The organism is Pseudomonas sp. No.21, from assembly GCF_054558415.1.
Map to the genome: position 1 here is coordinate 123,972 of NZ_BAAJNO010000005.1, position 26,545 is coordinate 150,516.

30 protein-coding genes are annotated in these 26,545 nt (G+C 67.4%); 18 read left to right on the forward strand and 12 right to left on the reverse strand.

The genetic code is table 11. The features are described from left to right. Positions 1–26 precede the first annotated feature (26 nt). Positions 27–1,061, reverse strand: coding sequence for a type IV pilus twitching motility protein PilT (gene pilT, locus ACYJSS_RS11415; protein ID WP_111262598.1), 1,035 nt, complete (start codon positions 1,059–1,061; stop codon positions 27–29). A 68-nt stretch (positions 1,062–1,129) separates the two neighbouring features. On the opposite strand from pilT, the gene ACYJSS_RS11420 reads away from it, so the two are divergent. The 13 genes from ACYJSS_RS11420 to ACYJSS_RS11480 all read left to right on the forward strand — a co-directional run bounded on the left by ACYJSS_RS11420 (position 1,130) and on the right by ACYJSS_RS11480 (position 11,840). Next, positions 1,130–1,825, forward strand: coding sequence for a YggS family pyridoxal phosphate-dependent enzyme (locus tag ACYJSS_RS11420; protein WP_111262599.1), 696 nt, complete (start codon positions 1,130–1,132; stop codon positions 1,823–1,825). A 14-nt stretch (positions 1,826–1,839) separates the two neighbouring features. Further along, complete coding sequence (proC, locus tag ACYJSS_RS11425) at positions 1,840–2,658, forward strand: pyrroline-5-carboxylate reductase (RefSeq protein ID WP_236205502.1); 819 nt, start codon at positions 1,840–1,842, stop codon at positions 2,656–2,658. A 5-nt stretch (positions 2,659–2,663) separates the two neighbouring features. Beyond that, positions 2,664–3,881: a hypothetical protein gene (locus ACYJSS_RS11430; protein ID WP_146603034.1), complete on the forward strand. Its 1,218-nt coding sequence runs from the start codon at positions 2,664–2,666 to the stop codon at positions 3,879–3,881. Between the two features lie 150 nt (positions 3,882–4,031). Further along, positions 4,032–4,625 (forward strand): YggT family protein, encoded by a 594-nt coding sequence (locus ACYJSS_RS11435; RefSeq protein WP_111262602.1) that lies wholly within the window; start codon positions 4,032–4,034, stop codon positions 4,623–4,625. Continuing rightward, positions 4,625–4,921: a DUF167 domain-containing protein gene (locus tag ACYJSS_RS11440; RefSeq protein WP_111262603.1), complete on the forward strand. Its 297-nt coding sequence runs from the start codon at positions 4,625–4,627 to the stop codon at positions 4,919–4,921. Before ACYJSS_RS11435 ends, ACYJSS_RS11440 begins: the two co-directional genes overlap by 1 nt. Before the next feature lie 198 nt (positions 4,922–5,119). After that, positions 5,120–7,099 (forward strand): dynamin-like GTPase family protein, encoded by a 1,980-nt coding sequence (locus tag ACYJSS_RS11445; RefSeq protein WP_111262604.1) that lies wholly within the window; start codon positions 5,120–5,122, stop codon positions 7,097–7,099. Between the two features lie 100 nt (positions 7,100–7,199). Next, on the forward strand, positions 7,200–8,339 hold the full coding sequence (gene metX, locus ACYJSS_RS11450) for a homoserine O-succinyltransferase MetX (RefSeq protein ID WP_111262605.1): 1,140 nt from the start codon (positions 7,200–7,202) through the stop codon (positions 8,337–8,339). Positions 8,340–8,349: 10 nt separating this feature from the next. Continuing rightward, entirely contained in the window at positions 8,350–8,970 is a 621-nt protein-coding gene (gene metW / locus ACYJSS_RS11455) for a methionine biosynthesis protein MetW (protein WP_111262606.1), read from the forward strand. A gap of 15 nt (positions 8,971–8,985) precedes the next feature. Continuing rightward, on the forward strand, positions 8,986–9,405 hold the full coding sequence (locus ACYJSS_RS11460; RefSeq protein ID WP_111262607.1) for a DUF4426 domain-containing protein: 420 nt from the start codon (positions 8,986–8,988) through the stop codon (positions 9,403–9,405). Beyond that, a complete protein-coding gene (gene rdgB / locus ACYJSS_RS11465; protein ID WP_111262608.1) occupies positions 9,402–9,995 on the forward strand; it encodes an RdgB/HAM1 family non-canonical purine NTP pyrophosphatase in 594 nt (197 codons plus the stop codon). The genes ACYJSS_RS11460 and rdgB overlap by 4 nt, the downstream gene beginning before the upstream one ends. Beyond that, entirely contained in the window at positions 9,992–11,188 is a 1,197-nt protein-coding gene (gene hemW / locus ACYJSS_RS11470) for a radical SAM family heme chaperone HemW (protein WP_236205503.1), read from the forward strand. The genes rdgB and hemW overlap by 4 nt, the downstream gene beginning before the upstream one ends. A 16-nt stretch (positions 11,189–11,204) precedes the next feature. Continuing rightward, on the forward strand, positions 11,205–11,528 hold the full coding sequence (locus ACYJSS_RS11475) for a DUF3392 domain-containing protein (protein ID WP_111262610.1): 324 nt from the start codon (positions 11,205–11,207) through the stop codon (positions 11,526–11,528). Between the two features lie 57 nt (positions 11,529–11,585). Beyond that, a complete protein-coding gene (locus ACYJSS_RS11480) occupies positions 11,586–11,840 on the forward strand; it encodes a hypothetical protein (RefSeq protein WP_111262611.1) in 255 nt (84 codons plus the stop codon). Positions 11,841–11,988: 148 nt separating this feature from the next. Here the strand turns inward: ACYJSS_RS11480 and ACYJSS_RS11485 are convergent, their stop codons facing one another. From ACYJSS_RS11485 to ACYJSS_RS11505, 5 genes are all read right to left on the reverse strand, one after another. Beyond that, positions 11,989–13,332 carry a DUF1329 domain-containing protein gene (locus tag ACYJSS_RS11485; RefSeq protein WP_236205504.1) on the reverse strand — a complete coding sequence of 448 codons (1,344 nt, stop codon included), beginning with the start codon at positions 13,330–13,332 and terminating at the stop codon, positions 11,989–11,991. Positions 13,333–13,508: 176 nt separating this feature from the next. After that, positions 13,509–14,225 carry a tRNA (guanosine(46)-N7)-methyltransferase TrmB gene (gene trmB, locus ACYJSS_RS11490; protein WP_111262613.1) on the reverse strand — a complete coding sequence of 239 codons (717 nt, stop codon included), beginning with the start codon at positions 14,223–14,225 and terminating at the stop codon, positions 13,509–13,511. Positions 14,226–14,233: 8 nt separating this feature from the next. Then, complete coding sequence (locus ACYJSS_RS11495) at positions 14,234–15,028, reverse strand: thiazole synthase (protein WP_111262614.1); 795 nt, start codon at positions 15,026–15,028, stop codon at positions 14,234–14,236. 20 nt (positions 15,029–15,048) lie between these two features. Continuing rightward, complete coding sequence (gene thiS / locus ACYJSS_RS11500) at positions 15,049–15,249, reverse strand: sulfur carrier protein ThiS (protein WP_111262615.1); 201 nt, start codon at positions 15,247–15,249, stop codon at positions 15,049–15,051. Positions 15,250–15,363: 114 nt separating this feature from the next. Further along, positions 15,364–15,741 carry a DUF423 domain-containing protein gene (locus ACYJSS_RS11505; protein ID WP_111262616.1) on the reverse strand — a complete coding sequence of 126 codons (378 nt, stop codon included), beginning with the start codon at positions 15,739–15,741 and terminating at the stop codon, positions 15,364–15,366. 69 nt (positions 15,742–15,810) lie between these two features. On the opposite strand from ACYJSS_RS11505, the gene mtgA reads away from it, so the two are divergent. Beyond that, entirely contained in the window at positions 15,811–16,521 is a 711-nt protein-coding gene (gene mtgA / locus ACYJSS_RS11510) for a monofunctional biosynthetic peptidoglycan transglycosylase (RefSeq protein ID WP_111262617.1), read from the forward strand. On the opposite strand, the gene ACYJSS_RS11515 is transcribed toward mtgA, so the two are convergent. From ACYJSS_RS11515 to ftsY, 5 genes are all read right to left on the reverse strand, one after another. Then, on the reverse strand, positions 16,522–17,127 hold the full coding sequence (locus ACYJSS_RS11515; protein WP_111262618.1) for a hypothetical protein: 606 nt from the start codon (positions 17,125–17,127) through the stop codon (positions 16,522–16,524). 58 nt (positions 17,128–17,185) lie between these two features. Continuing rightward, positions 17,186–18,040: an RNA polymerase sigma factor RpoH gene (gene rpoH / locus ACYJSS_RS11520; protein WP_111262619.1), complete on the reverse strand. Its 855-nt coding sequence runs from the start codon at positions 18,038–18,040 to the stop codon at positions 17,186–17,188. A 113-nt stretch (positions 18,041–18,153) separates the two neighbouring features. Beyond that, positions 18,154–19,173, reverse strand: a complete 1,020-nt coding sequence (gene ftsX, locus ACYJSS_RS11525; protein WP_236205505.1) for a permease-like cell division protein FtsX — start codon at positions 19,171–19,173, stop codon at positions 18,154–18,156. After that, complete coding sequence (ftsE, locus tag ACYJSS_RS11530; RefSeq protein ID WP_021218338.1) at positions 19,173–19,841, reverse strand: cell division ATP-binding protein FtsE; 669 nt, start codon at positions 19,839–19,841, stop codon at positions 19,173–19,175. The genes ftsX and ftsE overlap by 1 nt, the downstream gene beginning before the upstream one ends. Then, a complete protein-coding gene (ftsY, locus tag ACYJSS_RS11535) occupies positions 19,838–21,244 on the reverse strand; it encodes a signal recognition particle-docking protein FtsY (protein WP_236205506.1) in 1,407 nt (468 codons plus the stop codon). The genes ftsE and ftsY overlap by 4 nt, the downstream gene beginning before the upstream one ends. A 141-nt stretch (positions 21,245–21,385) precedes the next feature. On the opposite strand from ftsY, the gene ACYJSS_RS11540 reads away from it, so the two are divergent. The 4 genes from ACYJSS_RS11540 to ACYJSS_RS11555 are packed head-to-tail and all read left to right on the forward strand — an operon-like array spanning position 21,386 to position 25,794. Continuing rightward, a complete protein-coding gene (locus ACYJSS_RS11540) occupies positions 21,386–22,741 on the forward strand; it encodes a M16 family metallopeptidase (protein ID WP_236205507.1) in 1,356 nt (451 codons plus the stop codon). Further along, on the forward strand, positions 22,734–24,215 hold the full coding sequence (locus ACYJSS_RS11545) for a M16 family metallopeptidase (protein ID WP_236205508.1): 1,482 nt from the start codon (positions 22,734–22,736) through the stop codon (positions 24,213–24,215). The genes ACYJSS_RS11540 and ACYJSS_RS11545 overlap by 8 nt, the downstream gene beginning before the upstream one ends. After that, positions 24,215–24,814, forward strand: coding sequence for a 16S rRNA (guanine(966)-N(2))-methyltransferase RsmD (gene rsmD, locus ACYJSS_RS11550; protein WP_236205509.1), 600 nt, complete (start codon positions 24,215–24,217; stop codon positions 24,812–24,814). The genes ACYJSS_RS11545 and rsmD overlap by 1 nt, the downstream gene beginning before the upstream one ends. Continuing rightward, complete coding sequence (locus tag ACYJSS_RS11555) at positions 24,811–25,794, forward strand: hydrolase (RefSeq protein ID WP_111264451.1); 984 nt, start codon at positions 24,811–24,813, stop codon at positions 25,792–25,794. The genes rsmD and ACYJSS_RS11555 overlap by 4 nt, the downstream gene beginning before the upstream one ends. Here ACYJSS_RS11555 and ACYJSS_RS11560 read toward each other — a convergent pair. After that, the gene (locus tag ACYJSS_RS11560) at positions 25,791–26,456 is read right to left on the reverse strand and encodes a TetR/AcrR family transcriptional regulator (RefSeq protein ID WP_111264450.1); all 666 of its coding nucleotides are present in this window, start codon (positions 26,454–26,456) and stop codon (positions 25,791–25,793) included. The two genes, ACYJSS_RS11555 and ACYJSS_RS11560, sit on opposite strands and share 4 nt — an antisense overlap. Positions 26,457–26,545 lie beyond the last annotated feature (89 nt).

Sequence of the window (26,545 nt, forward strand, 5' to 3'; positions counted from 1 at the left end):
ACCCCGACCGGGGCACCCGCCGCAGGTTAGAAGTTTTCCGGGCTCTTGGCCTTCTCGCGAGCGCTTTCGCGGCTCACCAGGCCCTTGGCCACCAGCCCCTTGAGGCAGCTGTCCAGGGTCTGCATGCCGAGGCCACCGCCGGTCTGGATGGCGGAATACATCTGCGCCACCTTGTCCTCGCGGATCAGGTTACGGATGGCCGGGGTGCCGATCATGATTTCGTGGGCCGCCACGCGACCACCGCCGATCTTCTTCAGGAGGGTCTGGGAAATGACCGACTGCAGGGATTCGGAGAGCATCGAGCGAACCATCGACTTCTCCTCGGCCGGGAACACGTCGACCACGCGGTCGATGGTCTTGGCGGCGGAGGTGGTGTGCAGGGTGCCGAACACCAGGTGGCCGGTTTCCGCGGCGGTCAGCGCCAGGCGGATGGTCTCCAGGTCGCGCATCTCACCCACCAGGATGATGTCCGGGTCTTCCCGCAGGGCCGAGCGCAGGGCTTCGTTGAAGCCGAGGGTGTCGCGGTGCACCTCGCGCTGGTTGATCAGGCACTTCTTCGATTCGTGGACGAACTCGATGGGGTCCTCGACCGTGAGGATGTGGTGGTACTTGGTGCCGTTGAGGTAATCGAGCATCGCCGCCAGGGTGGTGGACTTGCCCGAACCGGTCGGCCCGGTCACCAGCACCAGGCCGCGCGGCACGTCGGAGATCTTCTTGAAGATCTCGCCCATGCCCAGGTCCTCCATGCTCAGCACCTTGGAGGGAATGGTACGGAACACGGCGCCGGCGCCACGGTTCTGGTTGAAGGCGTTGACCCGGAAACGCGCCACGCCAGGGACTTCGAAGGAGAAGTCGGTCTCGAGGAACTCCTCGTAGTCCTTGCGCTGCTTGTCGTTCATGATGTCGTAGATCAGCGCGTGCACCTGCTTGTGGTCCATGGCCGGCAGGTTGATGCGGCGCACGTCACCATCGACGCGGATCATCGGCGGCAGGCCGGCAGAGAGATGCAGGTCGGATGCGCCCTGCTTCGCGCTGAAGGCGAGCAGCTCAGTAATATCCATGGGACTCCCCAATTCCAAGCGGTTAGAATGCCGCAGACCCACTCAGGCCGGGCTGTAGAGCGCAGGTAATGTCCACGATAGCAGAGAATATTGCAAAGGTTCGCACGCGTATCCGTGAGGCGGCGCAAGCCTCGGAGCGTGATTTTTCAGCCATCGGCCTGCTGGCCGTGAGCAAGACCAAACCGGCGACCGCGATTCGCGAAGCACACGCCTGTGGCGTCGTCGATTTCGGTGAGAACTACCTGCAGGAGGCCCTGGCCAAGCAGCAGGAACTCACGGACCTGCCATTGACCTGGCATTTCATCGGCCCCATCCAGTCGAACAAGACCAAGCCCATCGCCGAACACTTCCACTGGGTGCACTCGGTGGACCGCCTGAAGATCGCCGAGCGCCTCTCCGCGCAGCGCCCCACCCACCTGCCGCCACTGAACATCTGCCTGCAGGTGAACGTCAGCGGCGAGGCGAGCAAGTCCGGCTGCGCCCCCGAGGACCTTTCGGCCCTGGCGGCGGCGGTCTCGACCCTGCCGAACCTGCGCCTGCGCGGGCTGATGGCCATCCCCGAACCCACGGAGGACAGGGCCGAGCAGCACGCCGCCTTCGCCCGCCTCCGGCAGCTTGCACACACACTGGACCTGCCACTGGACACCCTGTCCATGGGCATGAGCCACGATCTCGAAGCGGCCATAGCCGAGGGTGCCACCTGGGTCCGCATCGGTACGGCCCTGTTCGGCGCCCGCGACTACGGCCAGCCCGCACAGCAATAAGGAAGGAAGCATTCATGAGCACTACCCGCATCGCGTTCATCGGCGCCGGCAACATGGCCGCCAGCCTGATCGGCGGCCTGCGCGCCCAGGGCGTCCCGGCCAGCCATATCCGCGCCAGCGATCCCGGCGCCGAGCAGCGCGCCAAGGTGGCCGCCGAGCACGGCATCGAGGTGGTGGAAAGCAACGCCGAGGCGGTGCGTGACGCCGACGTGGTGGTCCTGGCCACCAAGCCCCAGGTGATGAAGGCCGTGTGCGAAACCCTCGCGCCGAGCCTGTCCGCCGGCCAGTTGATCGTTTCCATCGCCGCCGGCATCCCCTGCGCCAGCCTCGCGCGCTGGCTGGGCGTCGACTCCATCGTGCGCTGCATGCCCAACACCCCGGCACTGCTGGGTGAGGGCGCCAGCGGCCTGTACGCCACCGCCGCGGTGAGCGCCGAACAGCGCCAGCAGGCCGAGCAGTTGCTCAACGCCGTGGGCATCGCCCTGTGGCTGGACGAGGAGAAGCAGATCGACGCCGTCACCGCGGTTTCCGGCAGCGGCCCGGCCTACTTCTTCCTGCTCATGGAAGCCATGACCGCCGCCGGCGAGAAGCTCGGCCTGAGCCCGGACGTCGCCGCCCGCCTGACCCTGCAAACCGCCCTCGGCGCCGCGCGCATGGCGGTGGCCAGCGATGTCGGCCCGGCCGAACTGCGCCGCCGCGTGACCTCGCCCAACGGCACCACCGAGGCGGCCATCAAGTCCTTCCAGGGCAACGCCTTCGAGTCCCTGGTGCAGCAGGCGCTGCAAGCCGCCGACCAGCGCTCCGCCGAGCTGGCGGAACAGCTGGGCCAGTGACCGCCATGCGCCCGCCGTCGCAGCGACACCCGCGCTCCCCGCTGGAGCGCGCCACTGCGGGCGCAGCCTTGCTGACCCTGGCCGCCTTTTTCGGCAACACCGCACAGGCTGCCGACTGCCCCGCCCCTGCGGCATCGGAACAGACGGTGGCCGCCGCCCAGCAGGAACTGCAACGCCGCCTCGACGAGCGCACGGGCGAACTCGACGACGCCCTCGCCGCGCCCCTGGTGGCCGCACTCGACGCCTACAAGGAAGCGCTCGCCAGCGCCATCGACGCGCAACTGGCCTGCAGCGACGCAGCCGTCGACCCTGCCGCCCTGCAGGCGCAACTCGCCTCCCACCTGGCACCTCGCGACGGCGAGACCGGGACGGGCGAGGAAGGCACCGTTTTCGTGGTTCGCCGCGAGGACGCCCCCGATCCCATGCTGCTGGTCAACGCCGGTTTCGGCATCCCCTGCGGGGACGACAACCTGCTGCTCGGCTACAGCCGCGAGGACGGCCACTGGGTGCGCAGCCTGGACTGGCGCAGCAAGGGCTATACCGAGATTTCCGGGGCCAACGGCGACTTCTTCCGCTTCCTGCGCCTGGCCGGCGGGCAGCTGGTGATCGCCCACGGCACGCCCTGGTGCACCTCGCGCTGGAGCCGCCTGGCCATCGATGTCGTCCAGCCGCGCCAGGGCGATCAGCCACAGCGCGTCCTCGACCACGTCGAGCACGGCTATGTGCGCGACGAGGTGGAGACCCGCCTCAAGCCCACCCCGGATGGTTTCGAGCTGCGCACCGAAGTGGGCATGCTGGATGTGGACCTGCTCACCCGTCCCGGCATCCTCCGCTACCGCTTGGACGGCGAGGCGCTGCACCGGGTGCAACCCGCCGCCAGGAGCGGCCGCGACTTCGTCGACGAGTGGCTGCAGGTGGGGGCGGAAACCGCCCGCGAATGGAGCGACCCGGACACCGCCAGCGACGCCCTCGCCGCCCGCGAGCGCCTGCTGGCCCTGGAAGCGCGGCGCGACGTGACCCTCAACTACGGCGCCGTGCGCGGTTGCAAGGCCGCGCCGGAGCGCTTCCAGGTGGAAGTGGAGCTGAGCAGCGAGCAGCCCCTGGAGGGCGGCGACCACCGCTACCTGACGATCCGCCAGGAGCCCGGCGGCTTCACCCTGCTGTCGGTGAACGACGCGGCGGACCCGGGTTGCCAGGGGCCCAACCTGATGGCGGGACGCTGAGAAGACCGCCATGCATACAGCCCGCAACAGATTTTCGCGACTGCCGGCAACGAATTCCCTACATTATTCCCACGCAAACCCATGGCTCGCCGAGCGCGCCATGCACCCCGTGCTCCTCCACGGGGTCCCAACGCCCACAAGGAACGCCTAATGACCGGACTTTCCACCGCCGCCATCTACGTCATCCAGACCCTCGGCAGCCTGTACCTGCTGATCGTCCTGCTGCGCTTCATCCTGCAACTGGTGCGCGCCGACTTCTACAACCCGCTCAGCCAGTTCATCGTGCGTGCCACCAAGCCGCTGCTGAACCCCCTGCGCAAGGTCATCCCCGGCTTCGCCGGGCTGGACGTGGCCTCCCTGGTGCTGGCCATCCTGATCCAGTTGCTGCTGATGATCGTGACCCTGGTCCTGATGGGCTACGGCGTCGCCGGCTACGTGCTGCAACTGCTGGTCTGGTCGCTGATCGCGGTGACCTCGCTGTTCATCAAGGTGTTCTTCTTCGCGATGATCATCAGCGTGATCCTCTCCTGGGTCGCCCCCAACAGCTACAACCCCGGCGCCCAGCTGGTGAACCAGATCTGCGAGCCGCTGCTGGCGCCCTTCCGCAAGCTGCTGCCCAACCTCGGCGGCCTGGACATCTCGCCCATCTTCGCCTTCATCGCCCTGCGCCTGATCGACATGCTGGTGATCGGCAACCTGGCGGTGATGACCGGGATGCCGAAGATCCTCAGCCCCTTCATGTGATGAGCTTCTTCCGCTGGGACGGCGAGGACCTGATCCTCGACGTCCACCTGCAGCCCAAGGCGAGCCGTGACGAATTCGCCGGGCTGCATGGCGAACGCCTGAAGATCCGCCTTACCGCGCCGCCGGTCGAAGGCAAGGCCAACGCCCACCTGCTGGCCTTCCTCGGCCAGGCCTTCGGCGTCGCCAAGAGCCTGGTGAACCTGGAGAGCGGCGAGCTGAACCGGCAGAAGCGCGTGCGCATCCGCAACCCGCAGAAGCTGCCGGACCTGCCCGGACTGACCGCTCGGCCCCTCTGACAGACCTTAAGGCGGGTGGCCGGGCAGGCCGATTGACGGCATCGCCAGGCCCCGGATAATGCAAGCCATTCCTCCGCTCGCGCCACTCAGGGGCGGGCCGCCCGGCCAGGGCAAGCGGCAGCCGCCAGGTCGCCGTCGCATCGATATCGAGTTCCCACATTTCTGTACGCAGGACGCGCTACCGGAAGGAGAGCCAGGATGAGCATGGAACGTCTCAGTCAACAGGTCGATGCCTACGTGGCCTGGAAGCGCGAGCTGGTCCGCGAGATCACTCGCTACCGCAGCTGGCTGGAGCACAACCGCCTCAATTCCGCTGCGGTGCAGGACAAGCTCGAGCGTGCCCTGCGCCTGCTGCGCACCGACCACATCACCCTGGCCTTCGTCGGCGAGTTCTCCCGCGGCAAGACCGAGCTGATCAACAGCCTGTTCTTCTCCGAGTTCGGCCAGCGCATGCTGCCCTCCCACGCCGGGCGCACCACCATGTGCCCCACCGAGCTGTTCTTCGACCCGCGCTCGGAACGCTCCTATATCCGCCTGCTGCCGATCGAGACGCGCACCGCCTCGGCCAGCGTCGCGCAGTTCAAGCGCATCCCCCGGCACTGGGTGAACATCCCGCTGGACACCAGCGACCCGGACAACATGGTCCAGGCCTTCACCCAGGTGGCCAAGACCAAGCCGATGCCGGTGGAGCAGGCGATCCAGCTGGGCTTCCACCCCGACGCCCTCGAATCCGCCGGCCGCCCCGGCATGGTGCTGGTGCCGGCGTGGCGCCACGCGATGGTCAACTTCGACCACCCGCTGCTGCGCCAGGGCCTGCGCATCCTCGACACCCCGGGCCTGAACGCCCTGGGCAGCGAGCCGGAGCTGACCCTGTCGATGCTGCCCAGCGCCCAGGCGATCATTTTCCTGCTGGCCGCCGACACCGGCGTCACCGCCAGCGACATGGACATCTGGCAGCAGCACATCCGCCAGCTCGACGAGGACACCCAGACCAGCCTGTTCGCCGTGCTGAACAAGATCGACGTGCTCTGGGACGACCTGGCCGGCGAAACCTTCGTGCAGAACGCGATCCGCCAGATCCAGGAGTCCACCGCCCGACAGCTCGGCATCCGCCGCGAGGACGTCTTGCCGCTGTCGGCCAAGCAGGCGCTGCTGGCCAAGGTACGCAAGGACCACGAACTGCTCGAGCGCAGCCAGATGGCCAACCTCGAGACCCTGCTCTGCGAGCGCATCGTCGCGCAGAAGGAGCGCCTGCTCGAAGTCCGCGTGGTCAACCAGGTGCTGGCCCTGCTGCAGAACAGCCAGCACGTCCTGAGCCTGCGCCTGGAGAAGGTGCGCGAGCAGCAGGAGCTGCTCAGCAATCACCAGCAGGACAATGGCCAGATGCTCTTCGAGCTCACCGCCCGCACCAAGGAAGACCATGCCCGCCACCACCGCCGGCTGCTCGGCCTGAAGACCAACCAGCGCCTGCTCAAGCGCCAGGGCGACACGCTGCGCGCCGCCGCGCGCCCCGAACGCCTGGAGGAACACCTGGCCAAGGTGCGGCGCAACCTCACCAGCAGCTGGACGACGGTCGGCATCAACCAGGCCATCCTGCATTTCTTCCGTTCGGTGGAGGCCGACCTGCACAGCCTCGAACACGAGGCCGACATGGCCAACAAGATGGTCCTGGCCATCTACCGCCGGCACAACGAGGAGAACCCGCTGCAGGGCGTCGACGCTCCGCAGTTCGATGTCTTCCGCTACCAGCGCGAGCTGCGCCAGCTGCGCGGCAAGGCCGACCAGTTCCGCCTGCACCTCAAGACCCTGCTCACCGAGCAGCGCCTGCTGACCCGCCGCTTCTTCGCCACCCTGGTGCAGGAAGTGATCGGCATGCACCAGCGCCTGCGCCAGGACGCCGCGCAGTGGGCCAACGAGGCGCTGATGCCGCTGATGCAGAACACCCTGGAGCACAAGCAGCTGCTGGAAACCCACATGCTGCGCCTCAAGGCCCTGGCCCAGGACACCCAGCAGGCACGCCAGCGCGTGCTGCAGCTATCGCGCTACATCGACGAGCTGGAGAAGCAGCTGGCCCAGGCCAACGACATGCTCCGCGCGCTGCGTCGCCCAGCGCCCATCCAGCGCCAGGGCAAGGTGGTCAGCCTGCCCGGACTGGTGCGCCAGCAACACGAGGCCTGAGCCTTTCGATTCAAGGGTTTGGCCGCCGTTCCGCCTGCTTGCCGGGTGGGACGGTGCTCTTTAGACTGGCGCCCTTCCCAGATAAAGAGCAGCGGCTGCGATGCCCACCGTCATCCCCGAAGATTCCGTCGGCCTGGTCACGCCCCAGGTGCAGCGTTTCAGCGAACCGCTGCCGCTGGCCTGCGGTCGCAGCCTGGCCGAGTACGAGCTGGTCTATGAAACCTACGGCGAGCTGAACGCCAGCCGCAGCAACGCCGTGCTGATCTGCCACGCCCTCTCCGGCCATCACCACGCCGCCGGCTACCACAGCATGGAAGACCGCAAGCCGGGCTGGTGGGACAGCTGCATCGGCCCCGGCAAGGCCATCGACACCCGCCGCTTCTTCGTCGTCAGCCTGAACAACCTCGGCGGCTGCAACGGCTCCACCGGCCCCTCCAGCACCAACCCGGCCACCGGCAAGCCCTTCGGCGCCGACTTCCCGGTGATGACGGTGGAGGACTGGGTGCACAGCCAGGCACGCCTGGCCGACACCCTGGGCATCGGCCAATGGGCCGCCGTGGTCGGCGGCAGCCTCGGCGGCATGCAGGCCCTGCAATGGACCATCAGCTACCCCGAGCGCGTGCGCCACTGCCTGGCCATCGCCTCGGCGCCCAAGCTGTCTGCCCAGAACATCGCCTTCAACGAGGTGGCGCGCCAGGCCATCCTCACCGACCCGGAATTCCATGGCGGCCATTTCCAGGACCAGGGCGTGATCCCCAAGCGCGGCCTGATGCTGGCGCGCATGGTCGGCCACATCACCTACCTCTCCGACGACGCCATGGGTGAGAAATTCGGCCGGGGCCTGAAGAGCGAGAAGCTCAACTACGACTTCCACAGCGTCGAATTCCAGGTGGAGAGCTACCTGCGCTACCAGGGTGAGGAATTCTCCGGCCGCTTCGACGCCAACACCTATCTGCTGATGACCAAGGCCCTGGACTACTTCGACCCGGCCGCAGCCCACGACGGCGACCTGGCCAGGACCCTGGCCGGCGCCACGGCGGACTTCTGCGTGATGTCCTTCACCACCGACTGGCGCTTCTCCCCGGCCCGCTCGCGGGAGATCGTCGACGCCCTGACCGCCGCGCGGAAGAACGTCTGCTACCTGGAGATCGACGCGCCGCAGGGCCACGACGCCTTCCTCATGCCGATCCCGCGTTACCTGCAAGCCTTCAGCGGTTACATGAACCGCATCGCCGTCTAAGGGAGCCACCGTGCGCGCCGACCTCGAAATCATCCAGGACTGGATCCCCGCCGGCAGCCGCGTGCTCGACCTCGGCTGCGGCGACGGCGAACTGCTGGCCTGGCTGCGTGACCACAAGCAGGTCACCGGCTACGGCCTGGAGATCGACCCGGACAACATCGCCCAGTGCATCGGCAAGGGCGTCAACGTCATCGAGCAGGACCTGGACAAGGGCCTGGGCAACTTCGCCAGCAACAGCTTCGACGTGGTGGTGATGACCCAGGCACTGCAGGCCGTGCACTACCCCGACCGCATCCTCGAAGAGATGCTGCGCGTCGGCCGCCAGTGCATCATCACCTTCCCCAACTTCGGCCACTGGCGCTGCCGCTGGTACCTCGCACGCAACGGCCGCATGCCGGTGTCCGAGTTCCTGCCGTACACCTGGTACAACACGCCGAACATCCACTTCTGCACCTTCAAGGACTTCGAGGCCCTGTGCCGGGACATGAAGATGAAGGTGCTCGACCGCCTGGCGGTCGACCATGAGCACCGCCACAACCTGGGAAGCCGTCTATGGCCTAATCTCCTGGGTGAGATCGGCATCTATCGCGTCAGCGGCCCCAGCGTGCTGGAAAGCCGTATCGCGATCTGACTGGAGACCGCCACCATGCGCCGCCTGACCCTTTTCCTCTTCGCCCTGTGCCTGGCCCTGCCGGCCGTGGCCGAACGCAAGCAGACCTTCGGTGACCTGGACGTGCACTACAGCGCGTTCAACTCGAGCTTCCTGCAGCCCGATGTCGCCGCGGCCGTCGGCCTGATCCGCAGCAAGACCCAGGGCGTGGTCAACATCGCCGTGCTCAAGGCCGGCAAGGCCAGCACCGCCCAGGTCAGCGGCCAGGTCAAGGACCTGCTCGGCAAGGTCACCCCGCTCACCTTCAAGCAGGTCAACGAGGGCGGCGCCATCTACTACCTGGCGCAGTTCCCCTTCAGCCAGCGCGAGATGCTCAACTTCACCCTGACGGTGCAGCAGGGCGGCGGCGCGCCGAACACCTTCAACTTCGACCAGGAATTCTTCCCAGACGAATGATGCCCTTCAAAGAACTGGTGCTGGCCAGCCACAACGCCGGCAAGCTCAAGGAACTCCAGGCCATGCTCGGCGACAGCGTGCGTGTGCGCTCGATCGGCGAGTTCAGCGACATCGAGCCCGAGGAAACCGGCCTGACCTTCGTCGAGAACGCCATCCTCAAGGCGCGCAACGCCGCCCGCGTGTCCGGCCTGCCGGCCCTGGCGGACGACTCCGGCCTGGCCGTGGACGTCCTCGGCGGCGCCCCCGGCATCTACTCGGCGCGCTACGCCGACGGCCAGGGTGACGCGGCCAACAACGCCAAGCTGCTGGCCGCCCTGAAGGACGTACCGGAAGCCGAGCGCGGCGCGCAGTTCATCTGCTCCCTGGCGCTGATGCGCCATGCCGACGACCCGCTGCCGATCCTCTGCGAAGGCGTCTGGCGCGGACGCATCCTCTTCGAGGCCCGCGGCGAGCACGGCTTCGGCTACGACCCGCTGTTCTGGGTGCCGGAGGGCGACTGCTCCAGCGCCGAGATGCCGCCTGCCGAGAAGAACCGCTTCAGCCATCGCGCCCGCGCCATGGCCCTGTTGAAGCAGCGGTTGGGGATATGAAAGCCGAAAGCCGGAAGCTGGAAGCTGGAAGCGACTTCAAGCTTCAAGCTTCGGGCTTCGAGCTGCCTCCCCTGGCGGCCTACATCCATATCCCGTGGTGCGTGCGCAAGTGCCCGTACTGCGACTTCAACTCCCATGCCGCCGGCCCCGAGCTGCCCGAAGAGGCCTATGTCGACGCGCTGCTGGCGGACCTGGACGCCGACCTGCACCACGTCCACGGCCGCGAGCTGACCTCGATCTTCTTCGGTGGCGGCACGCCCAGCCTGTTCAGCGCGAAGGCCCTGGGCCGCCTGCTGGACGGCGTGGAGCGGCGCGTGAGCTTCGCCCGCGACATCGAGATCACCCTGGAAGCCAACCCGGGCACCTTCGAGCAGGCCAAGTTCTCCGCCTACCGGCAGCTGGGCATCAATCGCCTGTCCATCGGCGTACAGAGCTTCCAGGAAGCCAAGCTCAAGGCCCTGGGCCGCATCCACGACGGCGGCGAGGCGATCCGCGCCGCCGACATGGCGCGCAAGGCCGGCTTCGACAACTTCAACCTGGACCTGATGCACGGCCTGCCGGAGCAATCCATCGAGGACGCCCTGGACGACCTGCGCATCGCCATCGAGCAGGCGCCGACGCACCTGTCCTGGTACCAGCTGACCATGGAGCCGAACACGGTGTTCTGGACCCAGCCGCCGGAACTGCCCGAGGACGACATCCTCTGGGACATCCAGGAAGCCGGGCAGGCGCTCCTGGCCGAGTACGGCTATGCCCAGTACGAGGTCTCCGCCTATGCCCGGGAAGGCCGGCGCGCGCGGCACAACCTCAACTACTGGACCTTCGGCGACTTCCTCGGCATCGGCGCTGGCGCCCACGCCAAGCTGAGCGACCCGGCGGGCCACATCGTACGCACCTGGAAGACCCGCCTGCCCAAGGACTACCTGGACAGGAGCAAGCCCTTCCAGGCCGGCGAACGGGTGCTGGACGCAGGCGAGCTGCCCTTCGAGTTCCTCATGAACGTGCTGCGCCTCAGCGATGGCGTCGACGCCGAGCTCTTCACCACACGCACCGGCCTGCCGCTCTCCGGCCTCGCCGAAGCACGCCGCGAAGCCGAGGCACGCGGCCTGCTGGACGCCGACCCGGCACGCCTGGTGGCAACCCGGGAAGGCCAGCTGTTCCTCAACGACCTGCTGCAACACTTCCTGCCCTGAGGGCTAAGGACAACGGATGGACCTGCTTCTGGACCTGGTCGCGACCCTCTCCCGCTGGAGTCGCAGCCACCTCTACGACATCTCCCTGGCCATCATGGCGACCCTGCTGGTGCTCCTCGGCCCCGGTATCAACGCCTGGATCCAGCAACGCATCGGCGGCCTCAACTTCCTCTTCCGCACGCTGCTGTTCGTCGCCCTCTGCGCGCTGGGCTACGGCCTGGCGATGATCTTCCTGACCCCCTGGCTGGCCAAGGGCCTGGGCTATTTCAACAACTACACCCTGGCGCCCGTCCTGCTACTAGTCTTCTTCCTGATCGGCGTCCTCGCCGACCGCAACTGAGGCCCAGGGCACGCTCCGGCGGCCACTGGCCGCCATGTCATCGACAAGGAGCACGCCATGAAGCCGATCAAGCACCTCTATATGCACTTCCAGGACGGCCAGCGCCTGGCGCTGCGCTTTCCCCAGCAGTCCAGCGACCCGGTGGAGGTCGCGCGCGGCCTGCGCAAGCAGATGGAATCGGCCTTCGTCAGCATCGAGGTGGACGGCGACCTGCTGCTCATCCCCCGCGAGAGCATCAAGTACATGCAGATCAGCCCCGCGCCGCCGGCCCTGCCGGAGCAGACCATCCTCGGCGCGGAGATGATCAACTAGAAAGGGCCCACCCCTACCCGCATCGTAGGATGGGTAGAGCGAAGCGAAACCCATCACCTCGACGCACATGCCACCCGGCCGACGCTTTTCCCCGCCCAATAAAAAGCCGCCCCGAAGGGCGGCTGGAGTGGCCAGGCAGGCCGGAATATCAGTTGCCTTCGCGGCGCAGGGCCTGCGGCGTGAAGTCACGCGGGCTCAGGGGCGCGTTGAAGTCGTACATGGGCTCGTTGTTGTCGAGGCCATCGGCGAAGTAGCGGCCGCCCTTGAAGTCGTAGATGGTCTCCAGGGTGCTGCCGAACATCGGTACATCGTAGTAGCTGATCGGGTGGCTTTCCTGCAGGCCGATCAACTGGCCGTCCTTGTCGTACAGGTCGACCGCGAGGATCTGCCAGCTGTCTTCGTCTATGTAGAAGCGACGCTTGGCGTAGGGGTGGGAGAAGCCCTTGCGCAGGTTCGCCTCGACCACCCAGGTGCGGTGCAGCTCGTAGCGCAGCAGGTCCGGATTGACGAACTTGGTCTTGAGGATCTGATCGTAGGGGATGCCCTTCTGGTGCAGGGCATAGCTGTTGTAGGGGACCAGGGTCTCCTGCTTGCCCACCAGCTTCCACTCGTAGCGTTCCGGCGCGCCGTTGTAGGAGTCGACGACGTCGGCGGTGGCCATGCCGTTGGTGTCCGGCTGCAGGGTGTCGTAGGCCAGCATCGGCAGGCGACGCACGCGGCGTTCGCCACGGTTGAAGCGCCACGCCTTGCGGATCGACAGCACCTGATCGAGGGTCTCCTGCACCACCAGCGCGGAACCGGCCAGCTTGGCCGGCGCAACGACCGCGTACTTGTAATAGAAGATGGTGTTTTCCAGGTCCTTCGGCTGCACGCCTTCACGGCCATAGACGAAGTAGATGTTGCGATCCAGCTTCTGCAGGTTGTAGCTGCCGTTGGCCAGCACAGCCGCCTGGTTGGTGACGAAGTGGATCTGGTCGCCACGGTAACGCAGGATGTGGTTCCAGATGACTTCCAGGCCGCTGGAAGGGATCGGGAAGGGGATGCCCGCCGCCACGCCCTGCACACCGTTGCCGCCGGCGATCAGCTCGCCGTTGAGGGCGTTGAAGCGGGTGGCGTCATAGATGCGCTGCGGCGCAGCCGCGCTGCGATGGGTGGGGAACACACGCACGGAGTAGTCCGGGTAGGTTTCCACCAGGGCCTTGAGGCCGGCCGGCAGCTGCGTCGCGTACTGGCCGACGTTCTTGCTGTTGATGACGTACTTGGGGGCCTCGGCCCCGAAGGGATCGGGGTGGTGCATGCCGGGCTGGTAACCCGCCGGCGGCGTCGACAGGCCGCCGCCCCACGCCGGGATCGAACCTTCGGCATTGCCCGCACGTTGACCGCCCAGTGGCGTCAGCTCCCCTCCGAGCCGCGCGGCATCGTCGGCACCGACCTTGGCCTGCGCCTGCAGGGCACAGGAGGCCAGAAGCAGAATTGCAAACTTTCTCAACACAGCCTTCTCCTCGCGGTGCGCTCGAGTCGCACCGCTATTGTTCTTGTGCCACCACCACTATAGGCGGGGCTCTTTATCTACGTCGGATCAGGTGAGGGTGCCGTCCTGGCGCCGGGTGGTCCCGGTCTAGGGTTGTGCTCGTCCGTGGCGTTCGCGGCCTGGGCCGCGAAGGTGTATCAGTCGACGCGCTGGAACTTGAGGTCCCATACGCCGTGGCCGAGGCGCTCGCCGCGGCGTTCGAACTTGGTGATCGGGCGCTCTTCCGGGCGCGGTACGTAGCGGCCGTCTTCCGCCAGGTTGCGGTAGCCGGGCGCGGCGTTCATCACCTCCAGCATGTGTTCCGCGTAGTGCTCCCAGTCGGTGGCCATGTGCAGCACGCCCCCGATGCGCAGCTTGCTGCGGACCAGTTCGGCGAAGGCCGGCTGGACGATGCGGCGCTTGTGGTGGCGCGACTTGTGCCACGGGTCCGGGAAGAACAGCAGCACGCGCTCGAGGCTGGCATCGGCCACGCAGTCGCGCAGCACCTCCAGGGCGTCGCAGCTGTAGACGCGGATGTTGGTCAGGCCCTGGGTCATGGCGCCGTTGAGCAGCGCGCCGACGCCGGGGCGATGAACCTCGACACCGATGAAATCCTGTTCCGGCGCGGCGGCGGCCATCTCCAGGGTGGCGTGGCCCATGCCGAAGCCGATCTCGAAGGTACGCGGGGCGCTGCGGCCGAACACCGCATCGAAGTCACGCGGGCCGTCGGCCAGCTCCAGGCCGAATTTCGGCCAGCCCTGGTCGAGGCCACGTTGCTGGCCCTCGGTCATGCGCCCGGCGCGCATCACGAAACTCTTGATGGTGCGGTGACGCACTTCGCCGGCTTCTGCCGGCGAGTCCTGCTGTTCAGTCATGGTTTATCTCAGCGGATCAGACCATCCAGCGGCGACGAGGCGCTGGCGTAGAGCTTGCGCGGCATGCGCCCGGCGAGGTACGCGAGGCGGCCGGCGACGATGGCGTGCTTCATGGCCTCGCCCATCATCACCGGGTCCTGGGCGTGGGCGATGGCGGTGTTCATCAACACGGCCTCGCAACCCAGTTCCATGGCGATGGTGGCATCGGAAGCGGTGCCCACGCCGGCATCCACCAGCACCGGGACCTTGGCTTCCTCGAGGATGATGCGCAGGTTGTAGGGGTTGCAGATGCCCAGGCCCGAGCCGATCAGGCCGGCCAGGGGCATCACCGCGATGCAGCCCATCTCGGCCAGTTGGCGGGCGATGATGGGGTCGTCGCTGGTGTAGACCATCACGTCGAAACCTTCCTTGACCAGCACTTCGGCGGCCTTGAGGGTCTCGATCACGTTGGGGAAGAGGGTCTTCTGGTCGGCCAAGACTTCCAGCTTCACCAGGTTGTGCCCGTCCAGCAGCTCGCGGGCCAGCCGGCAGGTACGCACCGCTTCCACCGCGTCGTAGCAGCCGGCGGTGTTGGGCAGGATGGTGTAGCGGCTCGGCGGGATCACGTCGAGCAGGTTGGGCTCGCCGGGGTTCTGACCGATGTTGGTGCGGCGCACCGCCACGGTGACGATCTCGGCTCCCGAGGCTTCGATGGCGCGGCGGGTTTCGTCGAGGTCCTTGTACTTGCCGGTGCCGACCAGCAGGCGCGACTCATAGGTGCGACCAGCCAGGGTGAACGGCTTGTCGATCGGCGTTTGGCTCATGAGGACTCCTAGCGGGCGGCCTAGCCGCCACCGATGGCGTGTACCACTTCGACCCGGTCGCCTTCGCTGAGCGCGGTGGCGGCATGCTGGCTGCGCGGCACGATATCGAGGTTGAGTTCGACCGCGACACGGCGGCCAGTCAGGTCCAGGCGTGCGATCAGGTCCGCGACGGTCTGGCCGTCGGGCAGCTCGAAAGGTTCGCCGTTCAACTGAATGTGCATGACGATGCGGTCACAACTTGAGGGGTCGGCATTCTAGCCCGATCCATGCCGATGACCAAGGCTGAATGGCGCCATTCGTCCTCATTTTTGACGCCAGGGTCAGACTCGGGACGATCAGCGCGCCGCCAGTTGCCAGGCCGCCAGACCCAGGCACAACCAGCCACCGAGGAAGGCCACGCCGCCAAAGGGCGTGATGATGCCGAGCTTGCCGACCCCGGTGAGGGTGAGCACGTAAAGGCTGCCGGAGAACAGCAGGATGCCGAGGGCGAACAGGCCACCGGCGGCATTCACCAGGCGGCCGGGCAGGTGCAGGGACAGCAGCCCGACGCCGAACAGGGCGAGTGCGTGGATCAGTTGGTAATGCGTACCGGTCTGGAATACCGCCAGGTGCTCGGGCGTGAGGCGAGCCTTGAGGCCATGGGCGGCGAAAGCGCCGAGGGCGACGCCAGTGAACCCGGCGAAGGCGGAAAACAGCAGGAACAAGCGGGCCATCGAAGACTCCAGACAAGTAGGAAGCGGTCGCTATAATGGCGCGCAAACCATCCCCCGGCCAAGCCACGCATGTTCCGATCCCTCAGCCGTCGCCTGTTCAAACTGCTGCTCTGGTTCGTCGCCGGCTCGGTGTTGCTGGTCCTGCTGTTCCGCTGGGTGCCGCCGCCCGGGACCATGCTGATGGTGGAGCGCAAGGTCGAGTCCTGGATCGACGGCGAACCCATCGACCTCAAGCGCAGCTGGCGCCCCTGGAAGGAGCTGCCGGACGACCTGAAGATCGCAGTGATCGCCGCCGAGGACCAGAAGTTCGCCGAGCACTGGGGCTTCGATGTCCCGGCCATTCGCGCCGCCCTCGCCCACAATGAGCGCGGCGGCTCGCTGCGCGGCGCCAGCACCCTGAGCCAGCAGGTGGCCAAGAACGTCTTCCTCTGGTCCGGCCGCAGCTGGCTGCGCAAGGGGCTGGAGGCCTGGTTCACCGCGCTGATCGAGCTGTTCTGGTCGAAGCAGCGGATTCTCGAGGTCTACCTCAACAGCGTGGAATGGGGTGATGGCGTATTCGGCGCCGAGGCAGCGGCCAAGTACCATTTCGGCATCGGCGCGCCTTACCTGTCACGCCAGCAATCGAGCCTGCTGGCCGCCGTGCTGCCCAACCCGCGCGAGTGGCATGCCGGGCGCCCAGGCAACTATGTCGCGCGCCGCGCCGGCTGGATTCGCCGGCAGATGGCCCAGCTCGGCGGCACCCACTACCTCGAGCAGCTCAAGCCGTCCACACCGATCTGATCAATGCCTGAGCGTGCTGCGCGGCACCACGCGAACCTGATGCACCTGCTCGTCGAGCACATGGGCGGTCAGCCCCTCGGCCGGATAGACCCAGGCCTCGCCCTCCCCCAACTGCAGGCGCAGGCGCGGCTGACCGACGCTGGCGGCAAGGCGCGAGGCCGCCGGTGGTTGCTGCGGACGCAACTCCAGCGCGGCCAGGCGGTGCCCGGCCAACTGCTCCAGCATCTGCGGACTCAAAGGTTGGTCACCCTGGCCAGCGCCGGTCCCCAGGGCCTTGAGCAGGCTCTCGCGCTCGCCCGCGTCCAGGGCCAGCTCCGCTTCCAGGTTGCAGGCATCCGCACCGTCACCGGTGCTGCGGAACAGCAGGCGCGGCCCGTCGCTGCCGGGCTGCAGCCATAATTCACCCGGCGACTCGCGGTTCAGCGCCCCCAGGGTCAGTTCGCCCTCGGCCATGGGCTCCAGCAACGGCTGCTGCCAGGCGCTCACCCAGGCCAGTGGTTCGCCGGACTCACCGCCGCGCTGCATCCACAGCGCCAGGGAGAAGAAAGCCGCTGCGACCAGGACGAACAACAGCCAGTGTTGAGGACGGAGAGTGGGCATCGGCATGGTTCGCTCCGGGCAGAAAAAAGCCGCCCGAAGGGGCGGCTTGGATGGGGTCGCTGGCTTACGCCTGGATGAAGCCCTTGAGCTTGTTCATCGCATTCTTCTCCAGCTGGCGGATGCGCTCGGCGGAGACGTTGTACTTGGCGGCCAGGTCATGCAGGGTCGCCTTCTCCTCGGCCAGCCAACGCTGGTTGAGGATGTCACGGCTGCGCTCGTCCAGGCCTTCCAGCGCTTCGTGCAGGCTGGCGGTGGAGCTGTCGCTCCAGTCCGCTTCCTCCAGCTGCCGTGCCGGGTCGTAGCGGTGGTCTTCCAGGTAGTGGGCCGGCGACTGATAGGCGGTGTCGTCGTCGGCATCCGCCGCCGGGTCGAACGCCATGTCATGGCCGGTCAACCGGCTTTCCATCTCCCGCACTTCACGCGGTTCCACGCCCAGGCTCTCGGCCACGGCGTGGACTTCATCGTTGTTCAGCCAGGCCAGGCGTTTCTTCTGGCTGCGCAGGTTGAAGAACAGCTTGCGCTGCGCCTTGGTGGTGGCGACCTTGACGATGCGCCAGTTGCGCAGGATGAACTCGTGGATCTCGGCCTTGATCCAGTGCACCGCGAAGGACACCAGACGCACGCCCATTTCCGGGTTGAAGCGTTTCACGGCCTTCATCAGGCCGACGTTGCCTTCCTGGATCAGGTCGGCCTGGGCCAGACCATAGCCGGAATAGCTCTTGGCGATGTGTACAACGAAGCGCAGGTGCGCCAACACCATTTGCCGCGCCGCTTCCAGATCCTGTTGGTAGAAGAGGCGTTCGGCCAGTTCGCGCTCCTGCTCGGGGGTCAGCAGCGGGATGCCATTGACCGCATGCACGTAGGCATCCAGGTTCGCACCGGGAGCCAGGGCATAGACAGGTTGCAGGGAAGTGGTCATGCGAATCCTCCGATTCACTAAGCTCGCGCAGTTTAGCACTGGCTTTTATGACTGCAAGGGGGCGTAAAAGTTTCGTTACACCCCGATCGGGAGCAGCCTTTCCCGAAGCGTTTCTAGCGGGGCGCGAGCTCGCTCAGGTGACGCGCCACGGCCAGCCAGGCGCCAATGTAGCCCAGCAGCACGGCGCCCAGGAGCAGGGACAGGCCATCGGCCATGGGCACGCCGCCGAGGGCGAAGTCGCTGCCGTAGAGGCCGGCGAGGCGAACCACCGCGTCGTTCAGCCAGTCCAGGCCGAAGGCCAGCACCAGCCAGGAGAGCAGGCCGGCGCCGATGCCGTAGAGCGCCCCCATATAAAGGAAGGGACGTCGTACGTAGGCATCGGTTCCACCTACCAGCTTGATGACCTCGATCTCGGTGCGGCGGTTCTCGATGTGCAGGCGGATGGTGTTGCCGATCACCAGCAGCAGCGCCGACACCAGCAGCAGGGTCAGGCCGAAGACGAAGCGCTCGCCCAGCTTGAGGATCGCCGAGAGGCGCTCCACCCAGACCAGGTCGAGCTGAGCCTGCTCCACCTTGGGCAGCTCGGCCAGGCGCAGGCGCAGGGCTTCGAGTGTGGTCTTGTCGACTTCCTTGGGCGTCACCAGGATCACCCCGGGCAACGGGTTCTCAGGCAGCTCCTTGAGCGCCTGGCCCAGGCCGGACTGCTGCTGGAACTCGTCCAGCGCCTGCTCGCGGCTGATCCACTCGGCCTCGGCGACATCCGGCATGCGGCTGATCTCCTCGCGCAGCTTCTGGCCGTCGGCCTCGCCGGCGTCCATCTGCAGGAACAGCGAGATCTGCGCCGCACGCTGCCAGGAACCCCCCAGGCGCTCGACGTTGTTGAGCAGCAGCGACAGGCCCATGGGCAGGCTCAGGGCGATGGCCATCACCAGGCTGGTGAAGAAGCTGCCGATGGGCTGGCGGCCCAGTCGACGCAGGCTGTCCACCAGGCTGGCGCGATGGGCCTCCAGCCAGGCGTGCAGCAGGGCGCGGAAATCCGGGCCGTCGTCGCCGCCCTTCTGTGGCTCGGTCGGCTTGGCGGTGGCGCCTACGCGCTCGGCGGGCTTGGGCGGCGGCATGCGGGTCGCGCTCATCAACCGGCCTCCCCATCGCCGATCAGGCGGCCACGTTGCAGGGTGAGCATGCGGTGGCGCATGCGGGCGATCAGCGCCAGGTCGTGGCTGGCGATCAGAACCGTGGTGCCCAAGCGATTGATGTCCTCGAAGACGCCCATGATCTCGGCCGCCAGGCGCGGGTCGAGGTTGCCGGTGGGCTCGTCCGCCAGCAGCAGGGCCGGGCGGTGCACCACCGCACGGGCGATGCCGACGCGCTGTTGCTGGCCGGTGGAAAGATCGGCCGGATAGAGCTCGGCCTTGTCGGCCAGGGAGACACGCTCCAGCGCCACGCCGACGCGCTTGGCGATCTCCGGCTTGGCGAGGCCGAGGATCTGCAAGGGCAGGGCGACGTTGTCGAACACGGTGCGGTCGAACAGCAGCTGGTGATTCTGGAACACCACGCCTATCTGCCGGCGCAGGAAGGGGATCTGCGAGGTGGTGATCTGCGACAGGTCCTGGCCCGCCAGCAGGAGCTTGCCGGTGGTCGGCCGCTCCATGGCGAGCAGCAGGCGCAACAGGGTGCTCTTGCCGGCGCCGGAGTGGCCGGTGACGAAGAGGAACTCGCCACGGCGTACGCGAAAGCTCAGTTCATGCAGGCCGACGTGGCCGTTGGGGTACCGCTTGCCCACCTGCTCGAAACGGATCATGCGCGCTCCCGCTCCGCGAACAGCGCGCGAACGAAGGACTCGGCTTCGAAATCGCGCAGGTCGTCGATGCCTTCGCCGACGCCGATGTAGCGGATCGGCAGGCCGAACTGCTTGGCCAGGGCGAAGATCACCCCGCCCTTGGCGGTGCCGTCGAGCTTGGTTAGCGCCAGGCCCGAAAGGCTGACCGCCTGGTGGAACTGCTTGGCCTGGTTGATGGCGTTCTGGCCGGTGCCGGCGTCCAGCACCAGCAGCACCTCGTGGGGGGCGCTCTCGTCCTGCTTGCCGATCACCCGGCGCACCTTCTTCAGCTCCTCCATGAGGTTGTCCTTGGTGTGCAGGCGGCCGGCGGTGTCGGCGATCAGTACATCGATGCCACGGGCCTTGGCGGCCTGCACGGCATCGAAGATCACCGAGGCGGAATCGGCACCGGTGTGCTGGGCGATGACGGCGATGTTGTTGCGCTCGCCCCAGACCTGCAGCTGCTCGACGGCTGCGGCGCGGAAGGTGTCGCCCGCGGCGAGCATGACCTTCTTGCCTTCGAGCTGCAGCTTCTTGGCCAGCTTGCCGATGGTGGTGGTCTTGCCGACGCCGTTCACGCCGACCACGAGGATCACGTAGGGGCGCTTCCCGGCATCGATCACCAGGGGTTGTTCGACCGGCTTGAGCAGCGCGGCGAGTTCATCCTGCAGGGCCTTGTACAGGGCGTCGCTGTCGGCCAGCTGCTTGCGCGCGACCTTCTGGGTCAGGCTCTGGACGATGGCAGTGGTCGCCTCGACGCCGACGTCGGCGGTCAGCAGGCGGGTCTCGATCTCGTCAAGCAGGTCATCGTCGATGGCCTTGCGACCGAGGAACAGGCTGGCCATCCCCTCGCCCAGGCTGGCGCTGGTCTTCGACAGGCCCTGCTTGAGACGGGCGAAGAAACCGGCCTTGGCGGCCTCGGCCACGGGCTGCGGCTGGGCCGCTGCGACGGCCGGCGCATCGACGGCGGGCTCGGCAGCCGGAACAGGAGCCTCGACAACCGGCGCCGGAGCGACCTCGGCGGCCGGCGCGGGGGCACTGACCGGCTCGACCGGCGCTACAGGTGCAGGTGCAGGTGCAGGTGCAGGTGCAACAGGTTCGGGCAGGGCCGGCGTCAGTTCCATCGGCGGCTGCGGCGCAGCGGGGGGGGTGGGCTCGGGCTGCGGCTCGACCGACGGGGCGGCGACGGGCGCCACCTCGGCAACGGACTCGACCACCGGGGCGGGCGCAACCGGCTGCGTCTCGGCGGCGGGCACCTCGGGTTGGGTGGGTTCTGCGGGCGGCACGGGAGCCGCTTCCTGCGGTTTCTTGCGCAGCCAGCCGAACAGTGATTTTTTTTCAGCGGCCTCGGCCGGCGTCTTCTTGTCGTCGTTGGAACCAAACATGGGTAGCTTGTATCTCAAGGAGCGGCCGCTCTGGGCCTGGCCCGGTAGCGTCGCCGTGCCGGAAAGGGATGGAGTATCCTAGCACCTCTTCGCCCGCAGGCGGTACGTCCGCCGGGGCCGTCCGAAAGGTCAAAAACATCGATGAAAGCGATTGCCCGCCACGCCGCCGGCTTGCTGTTCGGCGCCCTTTGTCTGCCGATAGCCGCCCATGCCGCAGAATCCCAACCCACCCATGAATACACCCTCGAAAACGGCCTGAAAATCGTCGTCAGAGAAGACCACAGGGCACCGGTGGTAGTTTCCCAGCTCTGGTACAAGGTCGGCTCCAGCTTCGAGACCCCGGGCCAGACCGGCCTCTCCCACGCCCTCGAACACATGATGTTCAAGGGCAGCCGCAAGCTCGGCCCGGGCGAGGCTTCCCTGGTGCTGCGCGACCTCGGTGCCGAGGAGAATGCCTTCACCAGCGACGACTACACCGCCTACTACCAGGTCCTGGCCCGCGATCGCCTGAGCGTCGCCTTCGAGCTGGAGGCCGACCGCATGGCCAGCCTGCGCCTGCCGCCGGAAGAGTTCGTGCGCGAGATCGAGGTGATCAAGGAGGAACGCCGCCTGCGCACCGACGACCGCCCCACCGCCAAGGCCTTCGAGCGTTTCAAGGCCATGGCCTATCCCGCCAGCGGCTACCACACCCCCACCATCGGCTGGATGGCCGACCTGGACCGCATGAAGGTCGAGGAGCTGCGCCACTGGTACGAATCCTGGTACGTGCCCAACAACGCCACCCTGGTGGTGGTCGGCGACGTCAAGGGCGAAGAGGTCAAGGCCCTGGCCCAGCGCTGGTTCGGCGGCATCCCCAGCCGCGCCGTGCCGCCCTCGAAGAAGCCCCTGGAGCTCGCCGCACCGGGTGAGCGCCGCATCGTCCTGCACGTGAAGACCCAGCTGCCGAGCCTGATCATGGGCTTCAACGTCCCCGGTCTCGCCACCGCCAAGGAGCCGCGCCAGGTCCACGCCCTGCGCCTGATCTCCGCGCTGCTCGATGGCGGCTACAGCGCCCGCCTGCCCAGCCGCCTGGAACGTGGCGAGGAGCTGGTCAGCGGCGCCTCGGCCAACTACGACGGCTACCCGCGCGGCGACAGCCTGTTCATGCTCAGCGCCACGCCCAACGTGCAGAAGGGCAAGACCCTGGAGCAGACCGAAGCCGGCCTGTGGAAGGAGCTGGAAGACCTGAAGAACAACCCGCCGAGCGAGGAGGAACTCAAGCGCGTGCGCGCCCAGGTGATCGCCGGGCTGGTCTACGAGCGCGACTCCATCACCAGCCAGGCCACCACCATCGGCCAGCTGGAAACCGTCGGCCTGTCCTGGAAGCTGATGGACCAGGACCTCGCCGCCCTGGAAGCCGTGACCCCGGCCGACATCCAGGCCGCTGCCAAGACCTTCTTCACCCGCGACCGCCTGAGCGTCGCCCACGTCCTGCCCGAGGAGGCTAGCCATGAGTGAGCGCAACGGCCTGCGATACGGCCTGCTCGGCCTGGCCCTGATCGCCCTGCTGGGCGTCCTGCTGTTCATCGTCGTCGACCGCACCCCGCCGGCCCAGGCCGCCGAGGCCGATGAGCCGCCGAAACTCGAATCCATCACCGAACTGGACGGCAAGGCCCCGGCCCGCCGCGACCTGGACATCCAGACCTGGGACACCGCCGAGGGCGCCAAGGTACTCTTCGTCGCCGCCCCCGAGCTGCCGATGTTCGACCTGCGCCTGACCTTCGCCGCCGGCAGCAGCCAGGACGGCGACGCCCCCGGCCTCGCCACCCTGACCAACGCCATGCTCAACGAAGGCGTGAAGGGCAAGGACGTCACCGCCATCGCCCAGGGCTTCGAAGGCCTGGGGGCCGACTTCAGCAACGGCGCCTACCGCGACATGGCCGTGGCCGGCCTGCGCAGCCTGACCGACCCTAAGCTGCGCGACCCGGCCCTGGAACTGTTCACCCAGGTCATCGGCGCGCCGACCTTCCCCGAGGACTCCCTGGCGCGCATCAAGAACCAGATGCTCGCCGGCTTCGAGTACCAGAAGCAGAACCCCGGCAAGCTCGCCGGCCTGGCGCTGTTCGACAAGCTCTACGGCAAGCACCCCTACGCCCACTCCAGCGAAGGTGACGAGAAAACCATCCCCGCCATCGGCGTCGCCCAGCTGCAGGCCTTCCACAAGAAGGCCTACGCCGCCGGCAACGTGGTGATCGCCCTGGTCGGCGACCTCTCCCGCGAGGAAGCCGAAGCCATCGCCAAGCGTGTCTCCACCGCCCTGCCGAAAGGGCCGAAGCTGGCCAAGGTCGCGACGCCCGAGACGCCCAAGCCGGGCACCACCCACATCGAGTTCCCGTCGGCGCAGACCCACCTGCTGCTGGCCCAGCTCGGTATCGACCGTAACGAGCCCGACTACGCCGCGCTCTACCTGGGCAACCAGATCCTCGGCGGCGGCGGCTTCGGCACCCGGTTGATGGAAGAGGTGCGCGAGAAGCGCGGCCTGACCTACGGCGTCAGCTCCGGCTTCACCGCCATGCAGGTCGCCGGCCCCTTCATGATCGGCCTGCAGACCCGCGCCGAGCTGAGCGACGGCACCCTCAAGCTGGTCAAGGACATCGTCCGCGACTACCTGGCCAAGGGCCCGACGCAGAAGGAACTGGACGACGCCAAGCGCGAACTGGCCGGCAGCTTCCCGCTGTCCACCGCCAGCAACGCCGACATCGTCGGCCAGCTCGGCGCCATCGGCTTCTACGGCCTGCCGCTGACCTACCTGGAAGACTTCATGAAACAGGTGCAGGGGCTCAGTGTCGAACAGGTCAAGGCCGCCATGGACAAGCACCTGAACCCGGACAGTTTCGTCATCGTCACCGCCGGCCCGACCGTTCCCCAGAAGGAGCTGCCGGCGCCGACGGAGAAGCGTTTCAAACCCAGCTTTGGCATCCCGGAGCACTGATGGCCGCACGTTCACCGAAGAAAGCCCCGCCCCCCCACGGGGGCCAGGGCCAGTTGCGCATCATCGGTGGCGAGTGGCGTTCGCGCCGCTTCGCCTTCCCCAACGGCCCGGGCCTGCGCCCGACGCCGGACCGGGTGCGCGAAACCCTGTTCAACTGGCTCGCGCCCTACGTGGAGGGCGCTCGGGTGCTCGACCCCTTCACCGGCAGCGGCGCCCTGTACCTGGAGGCGCTGTCCCGCGGTGCCCAGGAAGCCCTGGCCCTGGACCTGAACCCCGACTCGGTCGCCGCCCTGCGCGGCACCCTGGACACCCTCGGCTGCGGTGCCGGCCAACTGCTGCAGGCCGACGCCCTGCGCTACCTGGCCACCCAGACGCCACGCCCCTACGACCTGGTGTTCCTCGACCCGCCCTTCAACCTCAACCTGCTGCAGCCGGCCTGTGCGCTGCTGGAGGAGAACGGCTGGCTGGCCGCCGACGCCTGGATCTACACCGAAAGCGAGAGCGCCCCTTCCACCCTCGGCCTGCCGGGCAACTGGCGCCTGCACCGGGAGAAGAAGGCCAGCACCGTGCACTACGCACTGTGGCATCGACAGGCGTGAGCGACTTCACCCCCGCCTGGTGGCTGCCGGGCCCGCACCTGCAGACCCTCTGGTCGCCCTTCTGCCGCAAACCGCCGCAGCTGGAACGCCGGCGCGAGCGCCTGTGGCTGGAGGACGGCGACTTCCTCGACCTCGACTGGCACGGTCCCCACGACGCCGAGTCGCCGCTGGTGCTGGTGCTCCACGGCCTCACCGGCTCGTCCGCCTCGCTCTACGTGCTCGGCCTGCAGCAGCAACTGGCCGGGCGCGGCTGGTCCAGCGTGGCGATCAACTGGCGCGGCTGCTCGGGCGAGCCCAACCTGCTGCCCCGGGGCTACCACTCCGGCGCCAGCGAAGACCTGGCCGCCACCGTCGAACACCTGCGCCGCGTGCGCCCGCTGGCACCGCTGTTCGCCGTCGGCTATTCGCTGGGCGGCAACGTGCTGCTCAAGTACCTGGGTGAAAGCGGCGAGGCCTGTGCCCTGCGCGGGGCCGTCGCGGTCTCGGTGCCCTTCCGCCTGGACCAGTGCGCCGACCGCATAGGCGCCGGCTTCTCGCGGGTCTACCAGCGCCATTTCATGCGCGAGATGGTCGCCTACGTGCGCGACAAGCAGCGCCTGTTCGCCCACCAGGGCCAGGCCGATCGCCTGTCGGTACTGGAGAAGCTCGGCCCGCTGGACGGTATGCGCACCTTCTGGGATTTCGACGGCCGCATCACCGCCCCCCTGCATGGCTACGCCGACGCCGACGACTACTATCGCCGGGCGTCCAGCCGCTATTTCCTCGGCGACATCCACGTGCCCACATTGCTGATCCAGGCCGCCGACGACCCCTTCGTATTCCGCCACAGCCTCCCCGAGGCCCACGAACTGTCCGCCAGCACGCGCCTGGAACTGCATGAGAAAGGCGGCCATGTCGGTTTCATCGGCGGTACGCCGGGCAAGCCCGACTACTACCTGGAACGGCGCATCCCCCAGTGGCTGGCGGGGCTCGCCCGCTAGCCCTGCACCACCAGGTCGAGGGGCACGTAGAGCTTCTCGTAGAGCGCCGCCACCGCCTCCTGCGCCTCGGCGGCGATGTAGCCCCCCTCCAGCGCCAGCACCTGGTAGATGCCACGGCGCAGCATCTCTTCGTTGAGGTCGCCCGGGTCACCCCGCGTGGTGCAGAGGAAGCGCACCCAGGAGGTCATGATGATCCAGCTGTTCAGTGCCAGGGCCTCGATCTGCGCGTCGTTCATCAGCAGGATGCCGACCTCGACGAAGCCCCGGTAGATGGCCTGGGCATGCCCCAGGCAGCGCTGGGCGAAGACCCGGTAGCGCGCCGCCAGCTCGGCGTCGGATTCCAGCAGGTGCTCGAGGTCGCGGTGCAGGAAGCGGTAGTGCCACATCGCCGCCAGCAACGCCTCCAGGTAGAAGGTCTTGTCCTCCACCGTCAGCGCGCGATCCCCGGGCAGGCGCAGGAAGGCGTCGACCCGTGATTCGTACTCGGCGAACAGCTCGGCGATGATCACCTGCTTGTTACGGAAGTGGTAATAGAGGTTGCCCGGCGACATCCCCAGGTGAGCGGCGATGTGGTTGGTGGTGACGTTGCGCTCCCCCTGGGCATTGAACAGCTCCAGGCTGGATTGCACGATTCGCTCGCGGGTCTTGATACGTGGGGCCATGCGCGGATCGGTCTCACTGCTGCCGGGGAGCCGGCGAGGGTAACAAAACTACACAGAGTCCCGGAACAGAGAGTGCCTCCACAGCGCTC

Bases quoted from the DNA above. Each gene is read 5' to 3' on its own strand.
- pilT (WP_111262598.1), bottom strand. From the start codon at position 1,061: ATGGATATTACTGAGCTGCTCGCCTTCAGCGCGAAGCAGGGCGCATCC.
- ACYJSS_RS11420 (WP_111262599.1), top strand. From the start codon at position 1,130: ATGTCCACGATAGCAGAGAATATTGCAAAGGTTCGCACGCGTATCCGT.
- proC (WP_236205502.1), top strand. From the start codon at position 1,840: ATGAGCACTACCCGCATCGCGTTCATCGGCGCCGGCAACATGGCCGCC.
- ACYJSS_RS11430 (WP_146603034.1), top strand. From the start codon at position 2,664: ATGCGCCCGCCGTCGCAGCGACACCCGCGCTCCCCGCTGGAGCGCGCC.
- ACYJSS_RS11435 (WP_111262602.1), top strand. From the start codon at position 4,032: ATGACCGGACTTTCCACCGCCGCCATCTACGTCATCCAGACCCTCGGC.
- ACYJSS_RS11440 (WP_111262603.1), top strand. From the start codon at position 4,625: ATGAGCTTCTTCCGCTGGGACGGCGAGGACCTGATCCTCGACGTCCAC.
- ACYJSS_RS11445 (WP_111262604.1), top strand. From the start codon at position 5,120: ATGAGCATGGAACGTCTCAGTCAACAGGTCGATGCCTACGTGGCCTGG.
- metX (WP_111262605.1), top strand. From the start codon at position 7,200: ATGCCCACCGTCATCCCCGAAGATTCCGTCGGCCTGGTCACGCCCCAG.
- ACYJSS_RS11460 (WP_111262607.1), top strand. From the start codon at position 8,986: ATGCGCCGCCTGACCCTTTTCCTCTTCGCCCTGTGCCTGGCCCTGCCG.
- rdgB (WP_111262608.1), top strand. From the start codon at position 9,402: ATGATGCCCTTCAAAGAACTGGTGCTGGCCAGCCACAACGCCGGCAAG.
- hemW (WP_236205503.1), top strand. From the start codon at position 9,992: ATGAAAGCCGAAAGCCGGAAGCTGGAAGCTGGAAGCGACTTCAAGCTT.
- ACYJSS_RS11475 (WP_111262610.1), top strand. From the start codon at position 11,205: ATGGACCTGCTTCTGGACCTGGTCGCGACCCTCTCCCGCTGGAGTCGC.
- ACYJSS_RS11480 (WP_111262611.1), top strand. From the start codon at position 11,586: ATGAAGCCGATCAAGCACCTCTATATGCACTTCCAGGACGGCCAGCGC.
- trmB (WP_111262613.1), bottom strand. From the start codon at position 14,225: ATGACTGAACAGCAGGACTCGCCGGCAGAAGCCGGCGAAGTGCGTCAC.
- ACYJSS_RS11495 (WP_111262614.1), bottom strand. From the start codon at position 15,028: ATGAGCCAAACGCCGATCGACAAGCCGTTCACCCTGGCTGGTCGCACC.
- thiS (WP_111262615.1), bottom strand. From the start codon at position 15,249: ATGCACATTCAGTTGAACGGCGAACCTTTCGAGCTGCCCGACGGCCAG.
- ACYJSS_RS11505 (WP_111262616.1), bottom strand. From the start codon at position 15,741: ATGGCCCGCTTGTTCCTGCTGTTTTCCGCCTTCGCCGGGTTCACTGGC.
- mtgA (WP_111262617.1), top strand. From the start codon at position 15,811: ATGTTCCGATCCCTCAGCCGTCGCCTGTTCAAACTGCTGCTCTGGTTC.
- ACYJSS_RS11515 (WP_111262618.1), bottom strand. From the start codon at position 17,127: ATGCCGATGCCCACTCTCCGTCCTCAACACTGGCTGTTGTTCGTCCTG.
- rpoH (WP_111262619.1), bottom strand. From the start codon at position 18,040: ATGACCACTTCCCTGCAACCTGTCTATGCCCTGGCTCCCGGTGCGAAC.
- ftsX (WP_236205505.1), bottom strand. From the start codon at position 19,173: ATGAGCGCGACCCGCATGCCGCCGCCCAAGCCCGCCGAGCGCGTAGGC.
- ftsE (WP_021218338.1), bottom strand. From the start codon at position 19,841: ATGATCCGTTTCGAGCAGGTGGGCAAGCGGTACCCCAACGGCCACGTC.
- ftsY (WP_236205506.1), bottom strand. From the start codon at position 21,244: ATGTTTGGTTCCAACGACGACAAGAAGACGCCGGCCGAGGCCGCTGAA.
- ACYJSS_RS11540 (WP_236205507.1), top strand. From the start codon at position 21,386: ATGAAAGCGATTGCCCGCCACGCCGCCGGCTTGCTGTTCGGCGCCCTT.
- ACYJSS_RS11545 (WP_236205508.1), top strand. From the start codon at position 22,734: ATGAGTGAGCGCAACGGCCTGCGATACGGCCTGCTCGGCCTGGCCCTG.
- rsmD (WP_236205509.1), top strand. From the start codon at position 24,215: ATGGCCGCACGTTCACCGAAGAAAGCCCCGCCCCCCCACGGGGGCCAG.
- ACYJSS_RS11560 (WP_111264450.1), bottom strand. From the start codon at position 26,456: ATGGCCCCACGTATCAAGACCCGCGAGCGAATCGTGCAATCCAGCCTG.